This is a genomic window from Streptomyces tritici, from assembly GCF_048500665.1.
Taxonomy (GTDB): Bacteria; Actinomycetota; Actinomycetes; order Streptomycetales; family Streptomycetaceae; genus Streptomyces; species Streptomyces tritici.
Genome location: NZ_CP183183.1, coordinates 4,515,055 through 4,532,734 on the forward strand (window position 1 = coordinate 4,515,055; position 17,680 = coordinate 4,532,734).

The following is a 17,680-nucleotide window of genomic DNA, read 5'->3' on the forward strand; positions in this document are numbered from 1 at the left end:
CGATGGTACGGCGCGGACCACCGGCCCTGGAAAGGCCGTCAGCGGTCGGTTACGTCACTCCGCCGGTCGCCGTCCCCCGGGAATAGATCCCGCTTCTCGCCGCGCCGCTCCTCCCCGCGGTCCTCCAGCTCCTTGAGCAGGTCCTGCAGCTCGGAGCGGATCCAGTCGCGGGTCGCCACCTCGCCCAGGCCCATCCGCAGCGCCGCGATCTCGCGGGTCAGGAACTCGGTGTCCGCGATCGACCGCTCGTTCTGCTTGCGGTCCTGCTCCAGGTTGACCCGGTCCCGGTCGTCCTGCCGGTTCTGCGCCAGCAGGATCAGCGGCGCGGCGTACGAGGCCTGCAGCGACAGGGCCAGGGTCAGGAAGATGAACGGGTACTCGTCGAACCGCAGCGACGCCGGGGCGAACACGTTCCACAGCACCCAGACGATGATCGTCAGGGTCATCCAGACCAGGAACCGCCCGGTGCCCAGGAAGCGGGCGATCCGCTCCGAGAGCCGGCCGAAGGCCTCCGGGTCGTACTCCGGGAAGAGCCGCAGCGGCCGCTCCCGCGGCAGGTCGAGCCGGATCCGGGGCATGGTGCGCTCCCGTTCCCGCTCGGCGCGCTCCCGGTCCCGCTCGGCCCGTTCGGCCCGCTCGCGCTCCCACTCGCGTCCCCGGTCCCGGTCAGCCACGCCCGACCCCCTCCGCGGCGAGGAAGTCCGTCTCGCGCCAGTCCTCCGGCAGCAGGTGGTCCAGGACGTCGTCGACCGTGACCGCGCCGAGCAGCGAGCCGCTCTCGTCCACGACCGGCGCGGCGACCAGGTTGTACGCGGCCAGGTAGCCCGTCACCGCGGGCAGCGGGGTGTCCGGCGCGAGCGGCGGCAGGTCGTTGTCCACCAGCGCGCCGACCAGCGTGAACGGCGGGTCCCGCAGCAGCCGCTGGAAGTGCACGGTGCCCAGGAACTTGCCGGTCGGCGTCTCGTCCGGCGGCCGGCACACGTACACCTGGGCGGCGAGCGCGGGGGAGAGGTCCTGCTGGCGCACCCGCGCCAGCGCGTCCGCGACGGTGGCGTCGGGGCGCAGGACGATCGGCTCGGTGGTCATCAGGCCGCCCGCGGTCCGCTCCTCGTACGACATCAGGCGCCGCACGTCCGCCGCGTCGTCCGGGCGCATCAGCGTGAGCAGCCGCTCCTTGTCCTCCTCGGGCAGTTCGGAGAGCAGGTCGGCCGCGTCGTCGGGGTCCATCGCCTCCAGGACGTCCGCGGCGCGCTCCTCCTGGAGCTTGCCGAGGATCTCGATCTGGTCGTCCTCGGGCAGCTCCTCCAGGACGTCGGCGAGCCGGTCGTCGTCGAGCGCGGCGGCCACCTCGGCGCGCCGCTTGGGGGAGAGGTGGTGCAGCACGTTGGCGAGGTCGGCGGGCCGCATCCGCTCGAAGGTCGCGACCAGGCTCTCCGCGCCCTGCGCGTCCTCCTCCAGGGAGAAGCCGCTGACCGCCGACCATTCGACCGTCAGGGTCTCGCCCTTGCGGCTGAGCACCCCGCCCTTGCCCTTGCGGACGAAGACGCGGTCGATCTCCCAGTCGCGGCGGGCCGGCAGCTGCTGGATGGCGACGTCGAGGACGGTGACCTCCTCGCCGGTCTCCACCAGCCGGCCCCGGCGGTCGAGCAGCTCGCCGAGGACCAGGCGCTCGGTCGGGCGCTGCTCGAAGCGGCGCATGTTGACCACGCCCGTGGTGATCACCTGCCCGGACTCCAGGCCGGTGATCCGGGTCATCGGCACGAAGATCCGGCGCCGGCTGAGCACCTCCACCACCATGCCGAGCAGCCGCGGCGGCCGCCGGCCGACGCGGAGCATGGCGACGAGGTCGCGCACACGGCCGACCTGGTCGCCGTTGGGGTCGAAGACCGGGGAACCGGAGAGGTGCGAGACGAAGATCCGGGGGGCGCCTCCCGCCATGCCGCGCGCCTCCTCCACGTTCTTGTCCCGAATTGCTGCTCCATGTCGGGTTCAGGCTAGCCCGTGCCGTTCCATGGCGCTCCGGCAACGAGTCCGTACGGCTGCCTGCCGGGGGCCCCGAGCGGCACAGGTACGCTGCGGTCTGCCCCGCCTTCCCCGCAGGCGTCCGGGCGTCCCCCCACACGCAATTCCACAGGCAGACGAGAGGCAGTGCGCCGGTGAGCACTCTCCCCCTGGCAACGCGGACCCGCAGGGCCGCCGTCCCCGTCGTGCTCTGCGCCGGACTGACGGCGCTGCTCGGCGGATGCGCGGAGGACCCGGACCAGGGCACCAACGGGGTCGGGAAGCTCTCCGCGGCGGCGATCGAGAAGAAGGCCAGGTCGGCGGCGGACGCGGCCGCGGCCGTACGGCTCTCGGGGACGCTCGTCAGCAAGGGCGGCACGTTCAAGCTCAACATGCGGCTCAAGGAGAACGGCGCGACCGGCTCCGTCACCACCAAGAACAGCACCTTCGAGCTGCTGCGGGTCGGCGAGGCGCTGTTCCTGAAGGCCGACGCGGGCTTCTGGGCGCACGACGACAAGCCGGGCGGCTCGCCCGGGCCGGCCGACGAGGAGGCCGCGGGGAAACTGCGTGACAAGTACGTGAAGGTTCCCCAGGGCGACCCCTCGTACAAGCAGCTGCGCGGCTTCACCGACATGGACCTGCTGCTCGACGGGCTGCTGGGCCTGCACGGCAAGCTCGTCAAGGGCGACCGGGACCGCATCGGCGGCGTCCGCACGATCAAGGTCAAGGGCGGCGAGCAGGGCGAGGGCGGCACCCTCGACGTCTCCCTGGACGGCACGCCGTACCCCGTGCAGTTCGCGCGCGGCGGGGGAGCGGGCGTGGTGGTGCTGTCGGAGTGGGACAAGGACTTCCCGCTGGCGGAGCCGGCGAAGGAGCAGACCGTCGACTACGGCAAGCAGCTCCCGAAGACCTGACGGCCGGAGACCCGGCCCGGCGGCGGCTCAGCGCCGCTTGCGGCGCTTCAGCAGCAGCTTCGGCAGACCGGCGGGGATCGCGCGGCGGGTCGTCGCGGCCGTCGGCAGCGGCGCCGCGGCGAGCGAGCCGTCCGGCAGGTCGGTGCTCGACCCGCTCGGCGTCAGCCGCAGCACCCGGCACTCGCGGGCCCAGCGCTCCGGCATCGCCTCGCCGTCGGGCGCGTTCAGCCGCTTGCCCTTCAGCTCGGCCACGGCCGCGTCCCATTCCTCCGACCGCGGGGCGAGCTCCGTGACGGCCGCCGTCCAGGCGACGATCCGGCCGCCCTTGTCCTTGCTGCGCACGGTCACCTCGGCCGTGCCCCCGGAGACCAGTCCGGGCAGCGGCTGCTCGCCCGGGCCGTCGCCGACGACGTGCGCGGCGCCGTCGTGCCAGACGTGCCACAGGGCCCGGGGCGCCGGCGCCGAGCCCTTCACCCAGATGAGGCCGGACTTCTTCGTGGCCTCCTCGACGAGGGCGGGGCCGAGCAGCGCGTCAGTCATGGGACGAAGCCTAGCGACCCGCCCCGGGCGGAGGAGGCGGCGGCGGCTACAGCCAGCCGTTGCGCTTGAGCGTGCGGTGGATGGCGAAACAGACGACCGCGATCCCGGTCATCACCGCCGGATAGCCGTACTCCCACTTCAGCTCCGGCATGTGCTCGAAGTTCATGCCGTACACGCCGCAGACCGCCGTCGGGACGGCGATGATCGCCGCCCACGAGGTGATCTTGCGCATGTCCTCGTTCTGCGTGACCGTCGCCTGCGCCAGATTGGCCTGGAGGATCGAGTTCAGCAGCTCGTCGAAGCCGACGACCTGCTCCTGGACGCGCGCGAGGTGGTCGGCGACGTCGCGGAAGTACTTCTGGATGTCCGGGTCGACCAGCCGCATCGGCCGCTCGCTCAGCAGCTGCATCGGGCGCAGCAGCGGCGAGACCGCCCGCTTGAACTCCAGGACCTCGCGCTTGAGCTGGTAGATCCGGCCGGTGTCGGTGCCGCGCCGGGAGCCCTTGGCCGGCGGCGAGAAGACGTCGATCTCGATCTGGTCGATGTCGAGTTCGACCGCGTCGGCGACCGCGATGTAGCCGTCGACGACATGGTCGGCGATGGCGTGCAGGACGGCGGAGGGCCCTTTGGCGAGCAGCTCCGGCTCGCCCTCCATGCGGTGCCGCAGGTTGCGCAGGGAGCCCTGGCCGCCGTGCCGGACGGTGATGACGAAGTCCTGGCCGGTGAAGCACATCACCTCGCCGGTCTCCACGACCTCGCTGGTGGCGGTGAGTTCGGCGTGCTCGACGTAGTGGATCGTCTTGAAGACGGTGAAGAGCGTGTCGTCGTACCGCTCCAGCTTCGGCCGCTGGTGGGCGTGGACGGCGTCCTCCACGGCGAGCGGGTGCAGCCCGAACTCCGCAGCGATTCCCGCGAATTCGGCCTCCGTCGGCTCGTGCAGACCGATCCAGGCGAAGCCGCCGCCGTCCCGTACGCGGCGCATCGCCTCGCGCGGGGTGAGGCAGGCGCGGTCCTCGACGCGGCGGCCGTCGCGGTAGACGGCGCAGTCGACGACGGCGGAGGAGGCGGAGGGGTCGCGGGTGGGGTCGTACGGCGGGGGCGTGGCGGCGGCGCCGTACGTGGGACCGGTCTTGCGGAGGGAGGTGCGCAGGGACGGGCGGACCGCTGCGCGCAGGTCACGGATCATCGACATGGGCGGGCTCCTTCACGGAGAGGCCGTCGGCGAGACGTGGCACTGCCCGGAATGAGGACGTCGAGGAGCGGGAGCGCTGCGGGGCCCGGTCCTACGTCCGCAAAGCGGGCGGCACCGCTTCGGGACGCGGTGACGGCGTTCGCTACAGACAGGCAAAGGCGAGATGCTCTTCCGTCGTGCGACAGGCCGTGGCCTGTACCCGCGTACGGGGCGCGGGGGGACCCGCGATATCAGCGGGAGGGACGCACCGGGGCGACGGTGGCGCTGCGGCCCGGGTGCGGCAGGGCGGAAGAGCGGTTGGTACTACCCGATCGACTTCGATCCATCGCAGCCCCACCTCCTCCGGCCGGTCCCCCGTGGGGGATGACGTGATGACGTGCAGTCGGGACACCCGACCAGCGGCCAAGACTATCAGCCGACAGAGGGTCAATCCCTTCCTTTGCCCGTTCCGTACGCGCTTTATGCTCGCCGCATGGGAGAAGTTCTTGCTCTCGTCGAGGCCCGGTTGCTCACGGCGCTCGGCGAACCGGACGCGCGGGCCGCGGTGACGTTCCTCGGCACGGACCGGATCGAGGTGCTCCGGTTCACCTCGGCCGACGACGGGCTGGTGCGGTACGCGACGCTGGGGATGTCGGCGCAGCCGATGGCGGACCCGACGGCGACGCTGGCCGACCCGGTGAAGGGGCCGCGGGCGGAACTGGTGCTGACCGTGCGGGCCGGGCTCGCGGACACCGACAAGGTGCTCCGGCCGCTGGCGGTGCTGGCGGCCACGCCGCAGGTGGAGGGCGTGGTCGTGGCCGCCGGCGCCTCGCTGGACGTGGGCGAACCGCTGTGGCCCGGGGCCCCGTTCACCTCCGTGCTGGTCGCGCAGCCGGGCGGGCTCGTGGAGGACCTGGAGCTGGACGAGCCGATGGATCCCGTGCGGTTCCTGCCGCTGCTGCCGATGACGCCGAACGAGGCGGCGTGGAAGCGGGTGCACGGGGCGCAGGCCCTGGAGGAGCGCTGGCTCGCGCAGGGGACGGATCTGCGCGACCCGCTGCGGCGGCCCGTGACGCTGGACTGACGGCGGGGCGGACCGCCCCCGTCATCCCTCGAACGGGCGAGCGATATGACGTCACTCGGCGGATTCCCGCACTCCGGAAGGGTGATCGTCCTTGACGTCTCGCCGACCGGGGAGCACCGTTGAGCCCTATGAGGGGCGAACCCAGTTGCCCGAAGTGTGGTGGCCGGGTCAGGGCGCCCGGTCTCTTCGCCGACTCCTGGCAGTGTGCCGTGCACGGAACCGTGCACCCGCTCCAGCCGGTGGTCCCGCCCAGTGTGGAGGCCCTGGGGGTCGCGGTGCACCGCGCCCAGGTGCCGGTCTGGATGCCGTGGCCGCTGCCGGTCGGCTGGCTGTTCACCGGGGTCGCGAGCGCCGGTGACGACAGGAGCGGAGGCCGCGCCACCGCGGTCGCCTGCTCCGGCCCCGGCCCGCTGGGCGGCATCGGCGAACTGGTGCTGGTCGCGGAGGAACTCGGCGTCGGACTCGGCGCGCGCTACGCCGGCATGGACGGGCCGGACCCCGGCCCCGGCATGAACGTCGACAAGCCACCCCAGGCGAAGGTCCTGGCCGCCGGCCGGCCGACGCCGCTGTGGCACGTCAACGGCGCACCGACGGACCGCGCCGTCTTCGCGGGCGAGGCCCGCGGCATGTGGCTCTGGGCCATCGTCTGGCCCGAACAGTCGGGCCTGCTGATGTACGACGAACTGGTCCTGACCGACCTCAGGGACGCGGGCGCGGAGGTCGAACTCCTCCCGTGCGGCGCCCTGACGCCACGGCTGCTGTCCTGAGGGACGGGCGGGCTCGGCGGCCCGTCCCCCCGTCCCCACGCCCCCGCGCTCCGGCGCCGGGGGCCTTCCGGCATGGGCGGACGGGGTGGATTCGACCGTTATGCTGGAGCGGTCCCCTGTCCGTCCCGAGCCCCGTGGGAGTCACGCGCCGTGCGCATCGATCTGCACACCCACTCCACGGCCTCCGACGGTACGGACACCCCTGCCGAGCTCGTGCGCAACGCGGCCGCCGCCGGTCTCGACGTCGTCGCGCTGACCGACCACGACACGACCCGCGGACACGCCGAGGCCCTCGCCGCGCTGCCCGAGGGGCTCACCCTCGTCACCGGCGCCGAGCTGTCCTGCCGGCTCGACGGCGTCGGACTGCACATGCTCGCGTACCTCTTCGACCCCGACGAGCCCGAGCTGGCCCGCGAGCGCGAGCTCGTCCGGGACGACCGCGTGCCGCGCGCCCGCGCCATGGTCGCCAAGCTCCGCGAGCTGGGCGTGCCGGTCACCTGGGAGCAGGTCGCCCGGATCGCCGGCGACGGCTCCGTGGGCCGCCCGCACGTCGCGGAGGCCCTCGTCGAGCTGGGCGTCGTCCCGGACGTCTCCGGCGCCTTCACGGTCGACTGGCTCGCCGACGGCGGCCGCGCGTACGTCGAGAAGCACGAGCTCGACCCCTTCGACGCGATCCGCCTCGTCAAGGCCGCCGGCGGCGTCACCGTCTTCGCGCACCCGCTCGCCGTCAAGCGCGGCGAGGTCGTCCCCGAGGACGCCATCGCCCGCCTCGCCGCCGCCGGCCTCGACGGCATCGAGGTCGACCACATGGACCACGACGAGGCCACCCGGGCGCGGCTGCACGGCCTCGCCGGGGAGCTGGGGCTGCTCGCGACCGGCTCCAGCGACTACCACGGCAGCCGCAAGACCTGCGTCCTCGGCGAGTTCACCACGGACCCCGAGATCTACGGCGAGATCACCCGCCGTGCCACGGGCGCCTTCCCGGTCCCCGGGACCGGAGGACGCGCCTAGTCCCAGGCACTCGGCGGCCCCCGGGCTTGAAGGCCCGTCCCGCCGCCCCCACGCCCCGCAGGGCGTGTCGGGCGCCGGCCGCGCGCTCCCGCCCGTACGGTCCGTCCGTACGGTGCGCCCGCGCGCCCGGGACCGCCGATCCCCGCTCATCCCCATCACCCCGGCCGCGTCCTCCCCAGGGCGCGCGCATGCTCACGTACACCCCTCCCGCAAGGCACCACCACCGTGTTCGACGTCGCCGTCTTCGGCTCGCTGTTTCTGACCCTCTTCGTGATCATGGATCCCCCCGGGATCACGCCGATCTTCCTCGCCCTGACCTCCGGGCGGCCCGCCAAGGTGCAGCGGCGGATGGCCTGGCAGGCCGTCGCCGTGGCCTTCGGCGTCATCACCGTCTTCGGCATCCTCGGCCAGCAGATCCTGGCCTACCTGCACGTCTCCGTCCCGGCGCTGATGATCGCCGGCGGTCTGCTCCTGCTGCTCATCGCGCTCGACCTGCTCACCGGCAAGACCGACGAGCCCAAGCAGACCAAGGACGTCAACGTCGCCCTGGTCCCGCTGGGCATGCCGCTGCTCGCCGGGCCGGGCGCGATCGTCTCGGTGATCCTCGCCGTGCAGCACGCCGACGGCGCGGGCGCGCAGATCTCCGTCTGGTCCGCGATCGTCGCCATGCACGTGGTGCTCTGGCTCACCATGCGCTACTCGCTGGTGATCATCCGCCTGATCAAGGACGGCGGCGTCGTCCTCGTCACCCGGCTCGCCGGCATGATGCTCTCCGCCATCGCCGTGCAGCAGATCATCAACGGCGTCACCCAGGTGATCCAGGGCGCCTAGCGCCCGCGCCCGCACACCACTGCGCCCCCGTACGGATTCCGGAGTACCGGAGTCCGTGCGGGGGCGCGGTGCGTCATGCCGTGCGCGGCGTACGTGCGTTACGAGGCCGAGGTGTCGGCCGGCCGGATCCAGATGCGCTGGCCGATCGAGGCGGCCTGCTGCACGATCCCGTTGACGGAGGCGGCGTCCACGACCGTGCGGTCGACGGGCGTGCCGTCGATGTCGTCGAGTCGCAGGATTTCGAAGCGCATGGGCTTCTCCCTTCGTCTGAGTTGATCCTCCTGAGGAGAACTGGGTGTCGTCGTGTCACAACCACCCTGCGCCCGCAAACATTCCCTACGCTAAAGAAATTTTTCGGCAGGCTAACTACCGACCGGTACGACCCGCTCCGCCATCGCCCAGAACGCCGCCAGCCGCTCCGCCAGCTCCTCCGGATGCGAGACGTTGGGGGAGTGGCCCGCGCCGGGCACCACCGTGTGCTCCGCCCCCGTCGCCTCCGCCGCGGCCGCCAGGTCCGGCACCGGCCAGACCATCTCCTCCGCGCCGTACGCGATGTGCAGCGGCATGCCCAGCGCCGACAGCTCCGCCGTGCCGTCCGGGTTGCCGAGCAACAGCCGCCCCGCGCCCGCCAGTTGGGCGATCCGCGTGTGCATCCAGCGGCGCCGAAGGAACGCCACCAGCTCCGGCGGGTCCGTCACCCCCGGCTCCTCGCCCCGGCTGTCCAGCCAGCGGGTCGCCCGCCACACCCGCTCCTTGGGCAGCAGCGCCAGCGCCCCGCGCAGCGCCAGGACCCGGACCCGCTGCGGCCGGGCGACCCGGCCCGGGCCCGAGGACAGCAGCGTCAGCGAGCGGAACGCGGCCGGCGCCGCCGAGGCCGCCGCCCGCGCCACCAGGCCGCCGAAGGAGTGGCCGAGCAGATGCACCGGGCCGTCGCCCAGCGCCGCCGCCTGCGCCACCACGTCCAGCGCCAGGGCCCTGCGCCGGTACGCCGCCCGGCCGCGCGGTCCCGGCGTCTCGTGCTGCCCCCGGCCGTCGACCGCGACGACCCGGTAGCCGGCCTCGCTCAGCGGGCCGAGCAGGGCCAGGAAGTCCTCCTTGCTGCCCGTGTAGCCGGGCAGCAGCAGGGCAGTGCCGCGCCGCGCGCCCGGCGGCTCCGTGTCGAGCACGGCGAAGTCGCCGCGTGCGGTGGTCAGCCGGCGGGCTCGGGTCCTGGGAGGCAGGTCCAGGGAGCGGGGCTTGCTCATACGGCGACTGTATCCGCAGGTCGGGCGCGGGAACGACCGCGGCCCGGCCCCTGGGAAGGGACCGGGCCGCGGTGCTGCCACGGGCTGCGGGACTCAGCTCTCCGGCTGGGCCGCGGCCTTCTTCGTGGTCCGGCGACGCGGGGTCTTCGGCTCGGACGCGTCCGGAGCCTCGGCCGCCACGGCCTTCTTCGCCGTGCGCCGGCGCGGCTTGGCCTCGGCGACGGCCTCGGCCGCCGCCTCCACCAGCGCCTCGGCGGCCTTCTTGACGGTGCGGCGGCGGGGCTTGGTCTCCTCGACGGTCTCGGCCGTCTCGGTGACCGGGGCCTCGGCGGCCTTCTTGACCGTGCGGCGGCGGGGCTTGGTCTCGGCGGCCGGCTCGGCGGTCTCCGTGACGGGGGCCTCGGCGGCCTTCTTGACGGTGCGGCGGCGGGGCTTGGTCTCTTCGACGGTCTCGGCCGTCTCGGTGACCGGGGCCTCGGCGGCCTTCTTGACCGTGCGGCGGCGGGGCTTGGTCTCGGCGGCCGGCTCGGCGGTCTCCGTGACGGGGGCCTCGGCGGCCTTCTTGACGGTGCGGCGGCGGGGCTTGGTCTCCTCGACGGTCTCGGCCGTCTCGGTGACCGGGGCCTCGGCGGCCTTCTTGACGGTACGGCGGCGCGGCGCGGCCTTCGGCGCCTCCTCGACCGGAGCGGCGGCCGGGGCCGTCGTCGCGGCCTTGGCGGCCAGGACGCTCTCCACGGTCTGGAAACCGACCTCGGGCTCCGTCGACGGACGCACCACGCGGGCACGGCGGCGCGGTGCCACGGGAGCCTCGGCCACGGGGGCCTGAGCCACCGCGACCCGTCCCTCGCCGGCCGGGGCCGACGCCCGCGTACGGCGGCGGCGCGGCGCGGCGGCGGACTCCTGCTGGGGGACCTCGACCGGAGCCGGGGCCCGGTCCTCCGCGACGGGCGCGGCGGCCGCCGGGGCGGCGGTCTCCGTCACCGGCGTGGCGGTGGCCGGAACGGACGCCCCGCCGCCGGAACGCGTCCGGCGACGGCGGCGCGGCGTGCGCGGCCCGGCCGGCTGCTCGCCGTCCACGGCCGGGGCGCCGCCCGCGGCGCCGTTCGTGCTCTCCACGGCCGGCGTGGTGGCCGCGGCCTCGTCCAGCGACGTGCCGCCACGGGTGCGGCGGCGCTGACGCGGCGTACGCGTACGGGCCGGACGCTCCTCGGTCCGCTCGGCGCGGTCACCCCGGCCGGAACGGCCGCGGCGGCCGCCCGGCTCGCCGAGGTCCTCCAGCTCCTCCGCGTCCAGACCCGCGCGGGTCCGCTCGGTGCGCGGCAGGATGCCCTTGGTGCCCTCGGGGATGTCGAGCTCGGCGTACAGGTGCGGGGACGTCGAGTACGTCTCCACCGGGTCGTGGAAGTCCAGCTCCAGCGCCTTGTTGATCAGCTGCCAGCGCGGGATGTCGTCCCAGTCGACCAGCGTGATCGCGGTGCCCGTGTTGCCCGCGCGGCCGGTGCGGCCGATGCGGTGCAGGTAGGTCTTCTCGTCCTCGGGCGTCTGGTAGTTGATGACGTGCGTGACGCCCTCGACGTCGATGCCGCGCGCGGCGACGTCGGTGCAGACCAGCACGTCGACCTTGCCGTTGCGGAAGGCGCGCAGCGCCTGCTCGCGGGCGCCCTGGCCGAGGTCGCCGTGGACCGCGCCGGACGCGAAGCCGCGCCGCTCCAGCTGCTCGGCGATGTCGGCGGCCGTGCGCTTGGTACGGCAGAAGATCATCGCCAGGCCGCGGCCGCGGGCCTGCAGGATGCGGGAGACCAGCTCCGGCTTGTCCATGGAGTGCGCGCGGTACACCCGCTGGGTGATGTTCGCGACGGTCGCGCCCTCGCCGTCCGGCGAGGTGGCGCGGATGTGCGTGGGCTGCGACATGTAGCGACGGGCCAGGCCGATGACCGCGCCCGGCATGGTCGCCGAGAACAGCATGGTCTGGCGCTTCGCCGGAAGCATGTCCATGATCTTCTCGACGTCGGGCAGGAAGCCCAGGTCGAGCATCTCGTCCGCCTCGTCCAGGACGAGGACGCGGACGTGCGACAGGTCGAGCTTCTTCTGGCCGGCCAGGTCGAGCAGACGGCCGGGGGTGCCGACGACGACGTCGACGCCCTTCTTCAGCGCCTCGACCTGGGGCTCGTACGCGCGGCCGCCGTAGATGGCGAGGACGCGCACGTTGCGGACCTTGCCCGCGGTGAGCAGGTCGTTGGTGACCTGGGTGCACAGCTCGCGGGTCGGGACGACGACGAGCGCCTGCGGCGCGTCCGTCAGCTGCTCGGGCTTCGCGCGGCCGGCCTCGACGTCGGCGGGGACGGTGACGCGCTCCAGGATCGGCAGACCGAAGCCGAGGGTCTTGCCCGTGCCGGTCTTCGCCTGGCCGATGACGTCGGTGCCGGAGAGGGCGACCGGGAGCGTCATCTCCTGGATCGGGAAGGGATTCACGATGCCGACGGCTTCGAGCGCCTCGGCGGTCTCGGGAAGGATCCCGAGCTCTCGGAACGTGGTAGTCAGGGTGCTGCCTCTTCTGTGAGACGCGGCGCGAGGCGAACGCTGGGGGTCGTACCGTGCCGCATCACTTCCGGCGGGATCGGTGCGATCACAGCCGGGTGGCGCGGGACCACTGCCGTCGCTCGAGCGTCGTGCCGCTGAGGGCCCCTCCCGCATGTGTGCTGGGAGGGCTGTCGGGTCGGAGCCAGCCGGGCCACCGACCGGGCATCCTCATTCATGAGCCGGCCCACCGAGTACGAGCGAACATGCGAAAACTTGTCTGCATACTCAGCAGGCGCTTTACCACTGTACCCCCTAATCGCGCAGGCGTGTCGGGGGAAATCGTGGGGAGTGCGAGGTCACAGTGACTGACCTGGGGATTGGGGACCTTCCACGGGTCCGCCAGCGGGCTATTGTGCCGTCCATGGAGACGCCTGACAACGCCGAGAACGCCACCGAACTCACCGGGATCGCCGCCCAGGACTGGGCCACCGCCTCCGCCGAGCCGCAGTACCGCGCCGCGGTCGTCGACCTGCTCGGCGCGCTGGCCTACGGCGAGCTCGCGGCCTTCGAGCGGCTCGCCGAGGACGCCAAGCTCGCCCCGACGCTGGCGGACAAGGCGGAGCTGGCGAAGATGGCCTCCGCCGAGTTCCACCACTTCGAGCAGCTGCGGAACCGGCTCACCGCCGTCGACGAGGACCCGACCGCGGCCATGGAGCCGTTCGCGAAGGCGCTCGACGACTTCCACCGCCAGACCGCGCCGTCGGACTGGCTGGAGGGCCTGGTCAAGGCGTACGTGGGCGACTCGATCGCCAGCGACTTCTACCGCGAGGTCGCCGTCCGGCTCGACTCCGACACCCGCGCCCTGGTGCTCTCGGTGCTCGACGACACCGGGCACGGCAACTTCGCCGTCGAGAAGGTCCGCGCCGCGATCGATGCCGATCCGCGGGTCGGCGGCCGTCTGGCGCTGTGGGCGCGCCGGCTGATGGGCGAGGCGCTCTCGCAGGCGCAGCGCGTGGTCGCGGAGCGGGACGCGCTGTCGACGATGCTGGTCGGCGGGGTGGCCGACGGCTTCGACCTGGCCGAGGTCGGCCGGATGTTCTCCCGCATCACCGAGGCCCACACCAAGCGCATGGCGGCGCTGGGCCTCGCGGCGTAGACGACGTGCCGGGGGAAGGCCCCGCGGCGCCGCCGGGCGCGCCTTCCCCGTCACACCGCGGCTGAGCGGCGCAGCCGGCGGTTCGCCGGGCGCAGCAGCAGCGACAGCAGCACCGCCGCGACGGCGACGGCGCCCACGAGCACGGCCGTGACGTGTCCCGGGCCGAGCGCCCCGTGGGTCAGCAGGGCGCCGAACACGGCGCCGAGCGAACCCGTCGTGAGCACGGCCCCGCGGACGGGGAGGCGGTCGGGCATCCGGTGCACGGCTGCCCAGGCCAGGGCCAGTCCGAGCACGGCGGCTCCGAGGGCTTCCAGGATCACGGCGAATCACCTCGCGGGCGGGGCGGGGCGGGCAAAACGGTCAACGCTCGTCCTACCCGGGCGGCCCGGAAGGCAATCCTCCCCTCGCGCACGTGCACACGACAAAGGGCCCGGCGGTCGCCCGCCGGGCCCTTCGCATGTCACCTCGTCGGCTCAGAGCGCGCCGAAGCCCACCCGCCGCGTCGCGGGCTCGCCGAGCTCCACGTACGCGATCCGGTCCGCCGGGACCAGGACCTTGCGGCCCTTCTCGTCCGTCAGGCTGAGCAGCTGCGCCTTGCCGGCCAGCGCGTCGGCCACCAGGCGCTCGACCTCCTCGGCGGACTGCCCGCTCTCCAGAACGATCTCCCGGGGTGCGTGCTGCACGCCGATCTTGACCTCCACGGCTATGTCCCTCCGAACGGTCAGTGGTGCGCGACTCCCCGCGCCGTACGCTGCACAGATTAGCCCGGTGAGGGGATCCGCCACGGTCGCTCCGAGAACGCCAGGAGCGAACACGTACCGGCCACGCACCGGCCCGGCCGTGTGTCAGTGGCCCTCGGCGCTCAGGTGCTGCTCCGCGCCGTGCAGCGGGAAGCCGGCGATGCCCCGCCAGGCCAGCGAGGTCAGCAGCTGCACGGCCTTGTCGCGCGGAATGCCCGACCCGCTGTTCAGCCAGTACCGGGCGACCACCTGCGACACCCCGCCGAGGCCGACCGCGAGCAGCATCGACTCGTCCTTCGACAGGCCGGTGTCCTCGGCGATGACCTCCGAGATCGCCTCGGCGCACTGCAGGCTGACCCGGTCCACGCGCTCGCGCACCGCGGGCTCGTTGGTCAGGTCGGACTCGAAGACGAGACGGAACGCGCCGCCCTCGTCCTCCACGTACGCGAAGTAGGCGTCCATCGTCGCGGCGACGCGCAGCTTGTTGTCCGTCGTGGAGGCGAGCGCCGTGCGCACGGACTGCAGGAGCGCCTCGCAGTGCTGGTCGAGCAGCGCCAGGTAGAGCTCCAGCTTGCCCGGGAAGTGCTGGTAGAGCACCGGCTTGCTGACGCCCGCGCGCTCGGCGATGTCGTCCATCGCCGCCGAGTGGTAGCCCTGCGCGACGAAGACCTCCTGGGCGGCCCCGAGGAGCTGGTTCCGTCGGGCTCGGCGCGGCAGGCGCGTGCCCCGCGGGCGCGCCGCCTCTGTCTGCTCGATGGCGCTCACGCCGCCTCCCAAGTTCGATCCCTACGCACTGTGGCGTCGCGCCCGCCATCGTACGTTTCGGTAACCCGGCTGTGCGCGGTGCGGACTCACAATTTCACGGACCGGACGCCCAGGACAGTCGCCTATTCAATGTTGAACAACGACAAGTCGAACAAATCAGCGGTAGTCGTCCTCGTCCAGGGTCACGACGCGCGCCTGCTCGGCCGCGTCGCCCTCGCTGGCGCGGTCGTGGTCGATGTGGGTGAGCCGGTCGTCGGAACGCTGCTGCAGTTCCGTGTGCTGTTCGGCGGCGTCCGCCTCCGGGATCTCCTCGTCGAGCACTTCGGCCTCAGCTTCCTCTGCATCCTCGGCGAACGTTTCGGGTTCGGACGGGTCGACGGTCATCAGGTTCCTCTCGGGTGGCCGATGGATCCCTTTCCTCCGAGCCTAGGAGCATGGGCGGTCGGCCGCACGCGGCGGCGGGCCGAACCTGTGACGCCACACACACGCGGCCCGGCGTGATCGTCTCGTAATATCGCTGCCATGTCTTCGACCGAGCTGCCGGAAACCCGGACCGTCGCGCCCGGCGCGCGCGCCCGGACGGTCCGGGTCGCCGAGGGCGAGGAGCTGCGCTCCGTCGCGCTGCCCGGACTCACGCTCACCGTCCGGGCCCGCCCCGGTCTGCGCGAGGGCCTGCCGCCCGCGCTGTACGTGCACGGCCTCGGCGGCTCCTCGCAGAACTGGTCCACGCTGATGCCGCTGCTCGCCGACAAGGTGGACGGCGAGGCCGTGGACCTGCCCGGCTTCGGCGACTCGCCGCCGCCGGACGACGGCAACTACTCGGTCACCGGCCACGCCCGCGCCGTCATCCGCTACCTCGACGCGGCCGGCCGCGGCCCGGTCCACCTCATCGGCAACTCGCTCGGCGGCGCGGCCGCCACCCGGGTCGCCGCGGTCCGCCCCGACCTGGTGCGCACCCTCACCCTGGTCTCGCCCGCCCTGCCCGAGCTGCGCGCCCAGCGCGGCGCCTGGCCGACGGCGCTGCTCGCCCTGCCGGGCGTGGCCACGCTCTTCGCCCGGCTCACCCGGGACTGGACGCCCGAACAGCGCGTACGAGGAGGCCGACGGCGCTGCTCGCCCTGCCGGGCGTGGCCACGCTCTTCGCCCGGCTCACCCGGGACTGGACGCCCGAACAGCGCGTACGAGGAGTACTCGCGCTCTGTTACGGGGACCCCGGACGGGTGACGCCCGACGGCCTGCGACACGCCGTGGAGGAGATGGAGCGACGCCTCGAACTCCCGTACTTCTGGGACGCCATGGCCCGCTCGGCCCGCGGCATCGTGGACGCCTACACCCTCGGCGGCCAGCACGGACTGTGGCGGCAGGCCGAGCGGGTGCTCGCCCCGACGCTCCTCGTCTACGGCGGACGAGACCAGCTCGTCTCGTACCGGATGGCCCGGAGGGCCGCCGCGGCCTTCCGCGGGTCTAGGCTGCTGACCCTGCCGGACGCCGGACACGTGGCCATGATGGAGTACCCGGAGACGGTCGCGGCGGCGATCCGCGAGCTGATCGACGACGACGAGGGCGGGAGCTGACCCGGGGTGGGACGACATAGTCGCAAGGGCCCCGCGCCCGCGCCCAAACCCGTGGAGCCGGAGGCGCCGAGGCCCGGCCCCGGCACAGGACGCCGCCGCCGCGCCGCCGGCACGGCCACCGAGACCCCGCCGCACGGCACCCCGCAGTACGGGACACCCCCGTACGGCACCCCGCAGTACGGGACTCCCGCGCACGGCACTCCCCAGTACGGCCGGCCGCCCGGTCCGTACGGCAACGCCCCCGGCGCCGAGGTGCGCGGCGGGCATCCCCAGCACCCCGAGGGCGCAGCCCGGCCCGAGCGCTACGGCGACTGGCAGGGCGTGCCCCGCCGGCCCGCCGACGGACGGGCCGCCGCGCAGGGCGCTCCGTTCATACCGGGACAGCGGCACGAGCGCCTCCGCGAGGACGTCGCCGCCTTCGACGACGTACCGGCCGAGCCCCTGGAGGCGGCCGAGGAGACCGCGGAGCCGCAGGACAGGAAGGGCGGCCGGGCGGGCCGCACCTTCGCCGGCGTCGCGGCCGCCGCCGTCACCACCGTGCTCGCCGTCGTCGTCGCCGGCCAGGTCGTCGACCCGGACACCCGCTCCCTGGCCGACCGGGCCGGCAGCGGGACCGGGCGCGCCGTCGAGGGCGCCGACGGCGTCCGCTCCGACCGCTCGGACGACCGGGCCACGCCCACCCAGCAGGCCCCGGTCAGGGCCGTGCCGCCGACGTACGAGCAGCTGATGAGCCGCCAGTTCCCGATCGACCCGAAGCTGAAGGCGTCCGGGGACTTCGAGGCCGTGCCCGGCTTCGACCGGGCCCCCGGCAAGGGCCGCAAGGTCCGCTACCGGATCGACGTCGAGAAGGGCCTCGGGCTCGACGCCACGCTGTTCGCGCAGGCCGTGCAGAAGACGCTCAACGACCGGCGCAGCTGGGCCGGCGACGGGGCGATGACCTTCGAGCGGATCTCCAGCGGGGACCCCGAGTTCGTCATCACCCTGGCCAGCCCCGGCACCACCGGCGTCTGGTGCGCCAAGTCCGGCCTGGACACCACCATCGACAACGTGTCCTGCGACTCCGCCTCCACGCAGCGCGTGATGATCAACGCCTTCCGCTGGGCGCAGGGCTCCGAGACCTTCGGTCCGAAGGCCATGCACGCCTACCGGCAGATGCTCATCAACCACGAGGTCGGCCACCGGCTCGGCCACGGCCATGTCATCTGCCGCACGCCCGGCGCCCTCGCGCCCGTGATGCAGCAGCAGACCAAGTCCCTGGACATCGACGGCGTCAGATGCCGTCCCAACCCCTGGGTGCACCCCGGGAGTTGATCTCCCCACGGCCTGACGGAGCGTAGTCGCGGAGCCTCGTACCGCGACGGA

At 73.5% G+C, this 17,680-nt stretch carries 18 protein-coding genes and 1 pseudogene; 8 read left to right on the forward strand and 11 right to left on the reverse strand.

The window, feature by feature from the left end; translation table 11 throughout:
- Nucleotides 1–38: 38 nt before the first annotated feature.
- Nucleotides 39–578 (reverse strand): DUF1003 domain-containing protein, encoded by a 540-nt coding sequence (locus ACNJ93_RS21130; RefSeq protein WP_418961477.1) that lies wholly within the window; start codon nt 576–578, stop codon nt 39–41.
- Between the two features lie 88 nt (nt 579–666).
- Nucleotides 667–1,938: a magnesium transporter MgtE N-terminal domain-containing protein gene (locus ACNJ93_RS21135; RefSeq protein ID WP_418958985.1), complete on the reverse strand. Its 1,272-nt coding sequence runs from the start codon at nt 1,936–1,938 to the stop codon at nt 667–669.
- Nucleotides 1,939–2,156: 218 nt separating this feature from the next.
- Between ACNJ93_RS21135 and ACNJ93_RS21140 the strand changes: the two genes are divergently transcribed.
- The gene (locus ACNJ93_RS21140; protein WP_418958986.1) at nt 2,157–2,915 is read left to right on the forward strand and encodes a hypothetical protein; all 759 of its coding nucleotides are present in this window, start codon (nt 2,157–2,159) and stop codon (nt 2,913–2,915) included.
- Nucleotides 2,916–2,942: 27 nt separating this feature from the next.
- On the opposite strand, the gene ACNJ93_RS21145 is transcribed toward ACNJ93_RS21140, so the two are convergent.
- Nucleotides 2,943–3,455 (reverse strand): hypothetical protein, encoded by a 513-nt coding sequence (locus tag ACNJ93_RS21145; protein WP_418958987.1) that lies wholly within the window; start codon nt 3,453–3,455, stop codon nt 2,943–2,945.
- 46 nt (nt 3,456–3,501) lie between these two features.
- A complete protein-coding gene (locus ACNJ93_RS21150; RefSeq protein WP_418958988.1) occupies nt 3,502–4,647 on the reverse strand; it encodes a magnesium and cobalt transport protein CorA in 1,146 nt (381 codons plus the stop codon).
- 472 nt (nt 4,648–5,119) lie between these two features.
- On the opposite strand from ACNJ93_RS21150, the gene ACNJ93_RS21155 reads away from it, so the two are divergent.
- From ACNJ93_RS21155 to ACNJ93_RS21170, 4 genes are all read left to right on the forward strand, one after another.
- A complete protein-coding gene (locus ACNJ93_RS21155; protein WP_418958989.1) occupies nt 5,120–5,710 on the forward strand; it encodes a suppressor of fused domain protein in 591 nt (196 codons plus the stop codon).
- Nucleotides 5,711–5,838: 128 nt separating this feature from the next.
- A complete protein-coding gene (locus ACNJ93_RS21160) occupies nt 5,839–6,477 on the forward strand; it encodes a DUF6758 family protein (protein ID WP_418958990.1) in 639 nt (212 codons plus the stop codon).
- Nucleotides 6,478–6,627: 150 nt separating this feature from the next.
- A complete protein-coding gene (locus ACNJ93_RS21165; RefSeq protein WP_418958991.1) occupies nt 6,628–7,488 on the forward strand; it encodes a PHP domain-containing protein in 861 nt (286 codons plus the stop codon).
- A gap of 225 nt (nt 7,489–7,713) precedes the next feature.
- Entirely contained in the window at nt 7,714–8,319 is a 606-nt protein-coding gene (locus tag ACNJ93_RS21170; protein WP_418958992.1) for a MarC family protein, read from the forward strand.
- A gap of 98 nt (nt 8,320–8,417) precedes the next feature.
- Here ACNJ93_RS21170 and ACNJ93_RS21175 read toward each other — a convergent pair whose 3' ends face one another.
- From ACNJ93_RS21175 to ACNJ93_RS21185, 3 genes are all read right to left on the reverse strand, one after another.
- Entirely contained in the window at nt 8,418–8,570 is a 153-nt protein-coding gene (locus tag ACNJ93_RS21175; protein ID WP_418958993.1) for a hypothetical protein, read from the reverse strand.
- Nucleotides 8,571–8,681: 111 nt separating this feature from the next.
- The gene (locus tag ACNJ93_RS21180; protein WP_418958994.1) at nt 8,682–9,563 is read right to left on the reverse strand and encodes an alpha/beta fold hydrolase; all 882 of its coding nucleotides are present in this window, start codon (nt 9,561–9,563) and stop codon (nt 8,682–8,684) included.
- A 93-nt stretch (nt 9,564–9,656) separates the two neighbouring features.
- On the reverse strand, nt 9,657–12,011 hold the full coding sequence (locus tag ACNJ93_RS21185; protein WP_418958995.1) for a DEAD/DEAH box helicase: 2,355 nt from the start codon (nt 12,009–12,011) through the stop codon (nt 9,657–9,659).
- A 493-nt stretch (nt 12,012–12,504) separates the two neighbouring features.
- On the opposite strand from ACNJ93_RS21185, the gene ACNJ93_RS21190 reads away from it, so the two are divergent.
- Nucleotides 12,505–13,239: a ferritin-like fold-containing protein gene (locus tag ACNJ93_RS21190; RefSeq protein WP_418958996.1), complete on the forward strand. Its 735-nt coding sequence runs from the start codon at nt 12,505–12,507 to the stop codon at nt 13,237–13,239.
- A gap of 50 nt (nt 13,240–13,289) precedes the next feature.
- Here the strand turns inward: ACNJ93_RS21190 and ACNJ93_RS21195 are convergent, their stop codons facing one another.
- The 4 genes from ACNJ93_RS21195 to ACNJ93_RS21210 all read right to left on the reverse strand — a co-directional run bounded on the left by ACNJ93_RS21195 (nt 13,290) and on the right by ACNJ93_RS21210 (nt 15,128).
- Nucleotides 13,290–13,559 carry a hypothetical protein gene (locus ACNJ93_RS21195; protein ID WP_418958997.1) on the reverse strand — a complete coding sequence of 90 codons (270 nt, stop codon included), beginning with the start codon at nt 13,557–13,559 and terminating at the stop codon, nt 13,290–13,292.
- A 153-nt stretch (nt 13,560–13,712) separates the two neighbouring features.
- Nucleotides 13,713–13,940: a DUF3107 domain-containing protein gene (locus ACNJ93_RS21200; RefSeq protein WP_418958998.1), complete on the reverse strand. Its 228-nt coding sequence runs from the start codon at nt 13,938–13,940 to the stop codon at nt 13,713–13,715.
- Nucleotides 13,941–14,084: 144 nt separating this feature from the next.
- On the reverse strand, nt 14,085–14,744 hold the full coding sequence (locus ACNJ93_RS21205) for a TetR/AcrR family transcriptional regulator (protein ID WP_418958999.1): 660 nt from the start codon (nt 14,742–14,744) through the stop codon (nt 14,085–14,087).
- A gap of 156 nt (nt 14,745–14,900) precedes the next feature.
- Nucleotides 14,901–15,128 (reverse strand): hypothetical protein, encoded by a 228-nt coding sequence (locus ACNJ93_RS21210; RefSeq protein ID WP_418959000.1) that lies wholly within the window; start codon nt 15,126–15,128, stop codon nt 14,901–14,903.
- Between the two features lie 138 nt (nt 15,129–15,266).
- Between ACNJ93_RS21210 and ACNJ93_RS21215 the strand changes: the two are divergent.
- Together ACNJ93_RS21215 and ACNJ93_RS21220 are read left to right on the forward strand one after the other, a co-directional pair.
- Nucleotides 15,267–16,318, forward strand: a pseudogene (locus ACNJ93_RS21215) (alpha/beta fold hydrolase).
- A gap of 6 nt (nt 16,319–16,324) precedes the next feature.
- Nucleotides 16,325–17,629, forward strand: a complete 1,305-nt coding sequence (locus ACNJ93_RS21220; RefSeq protein ID WP_418959001.1) for a DUF3152 domain-containing protein — start codon at nt 16,325–16,327, stop codon at nt 17,627–17,629.
- The last annotated feature ends 51 nt before the right edge of the window (nt 17,630–17,680 follow it).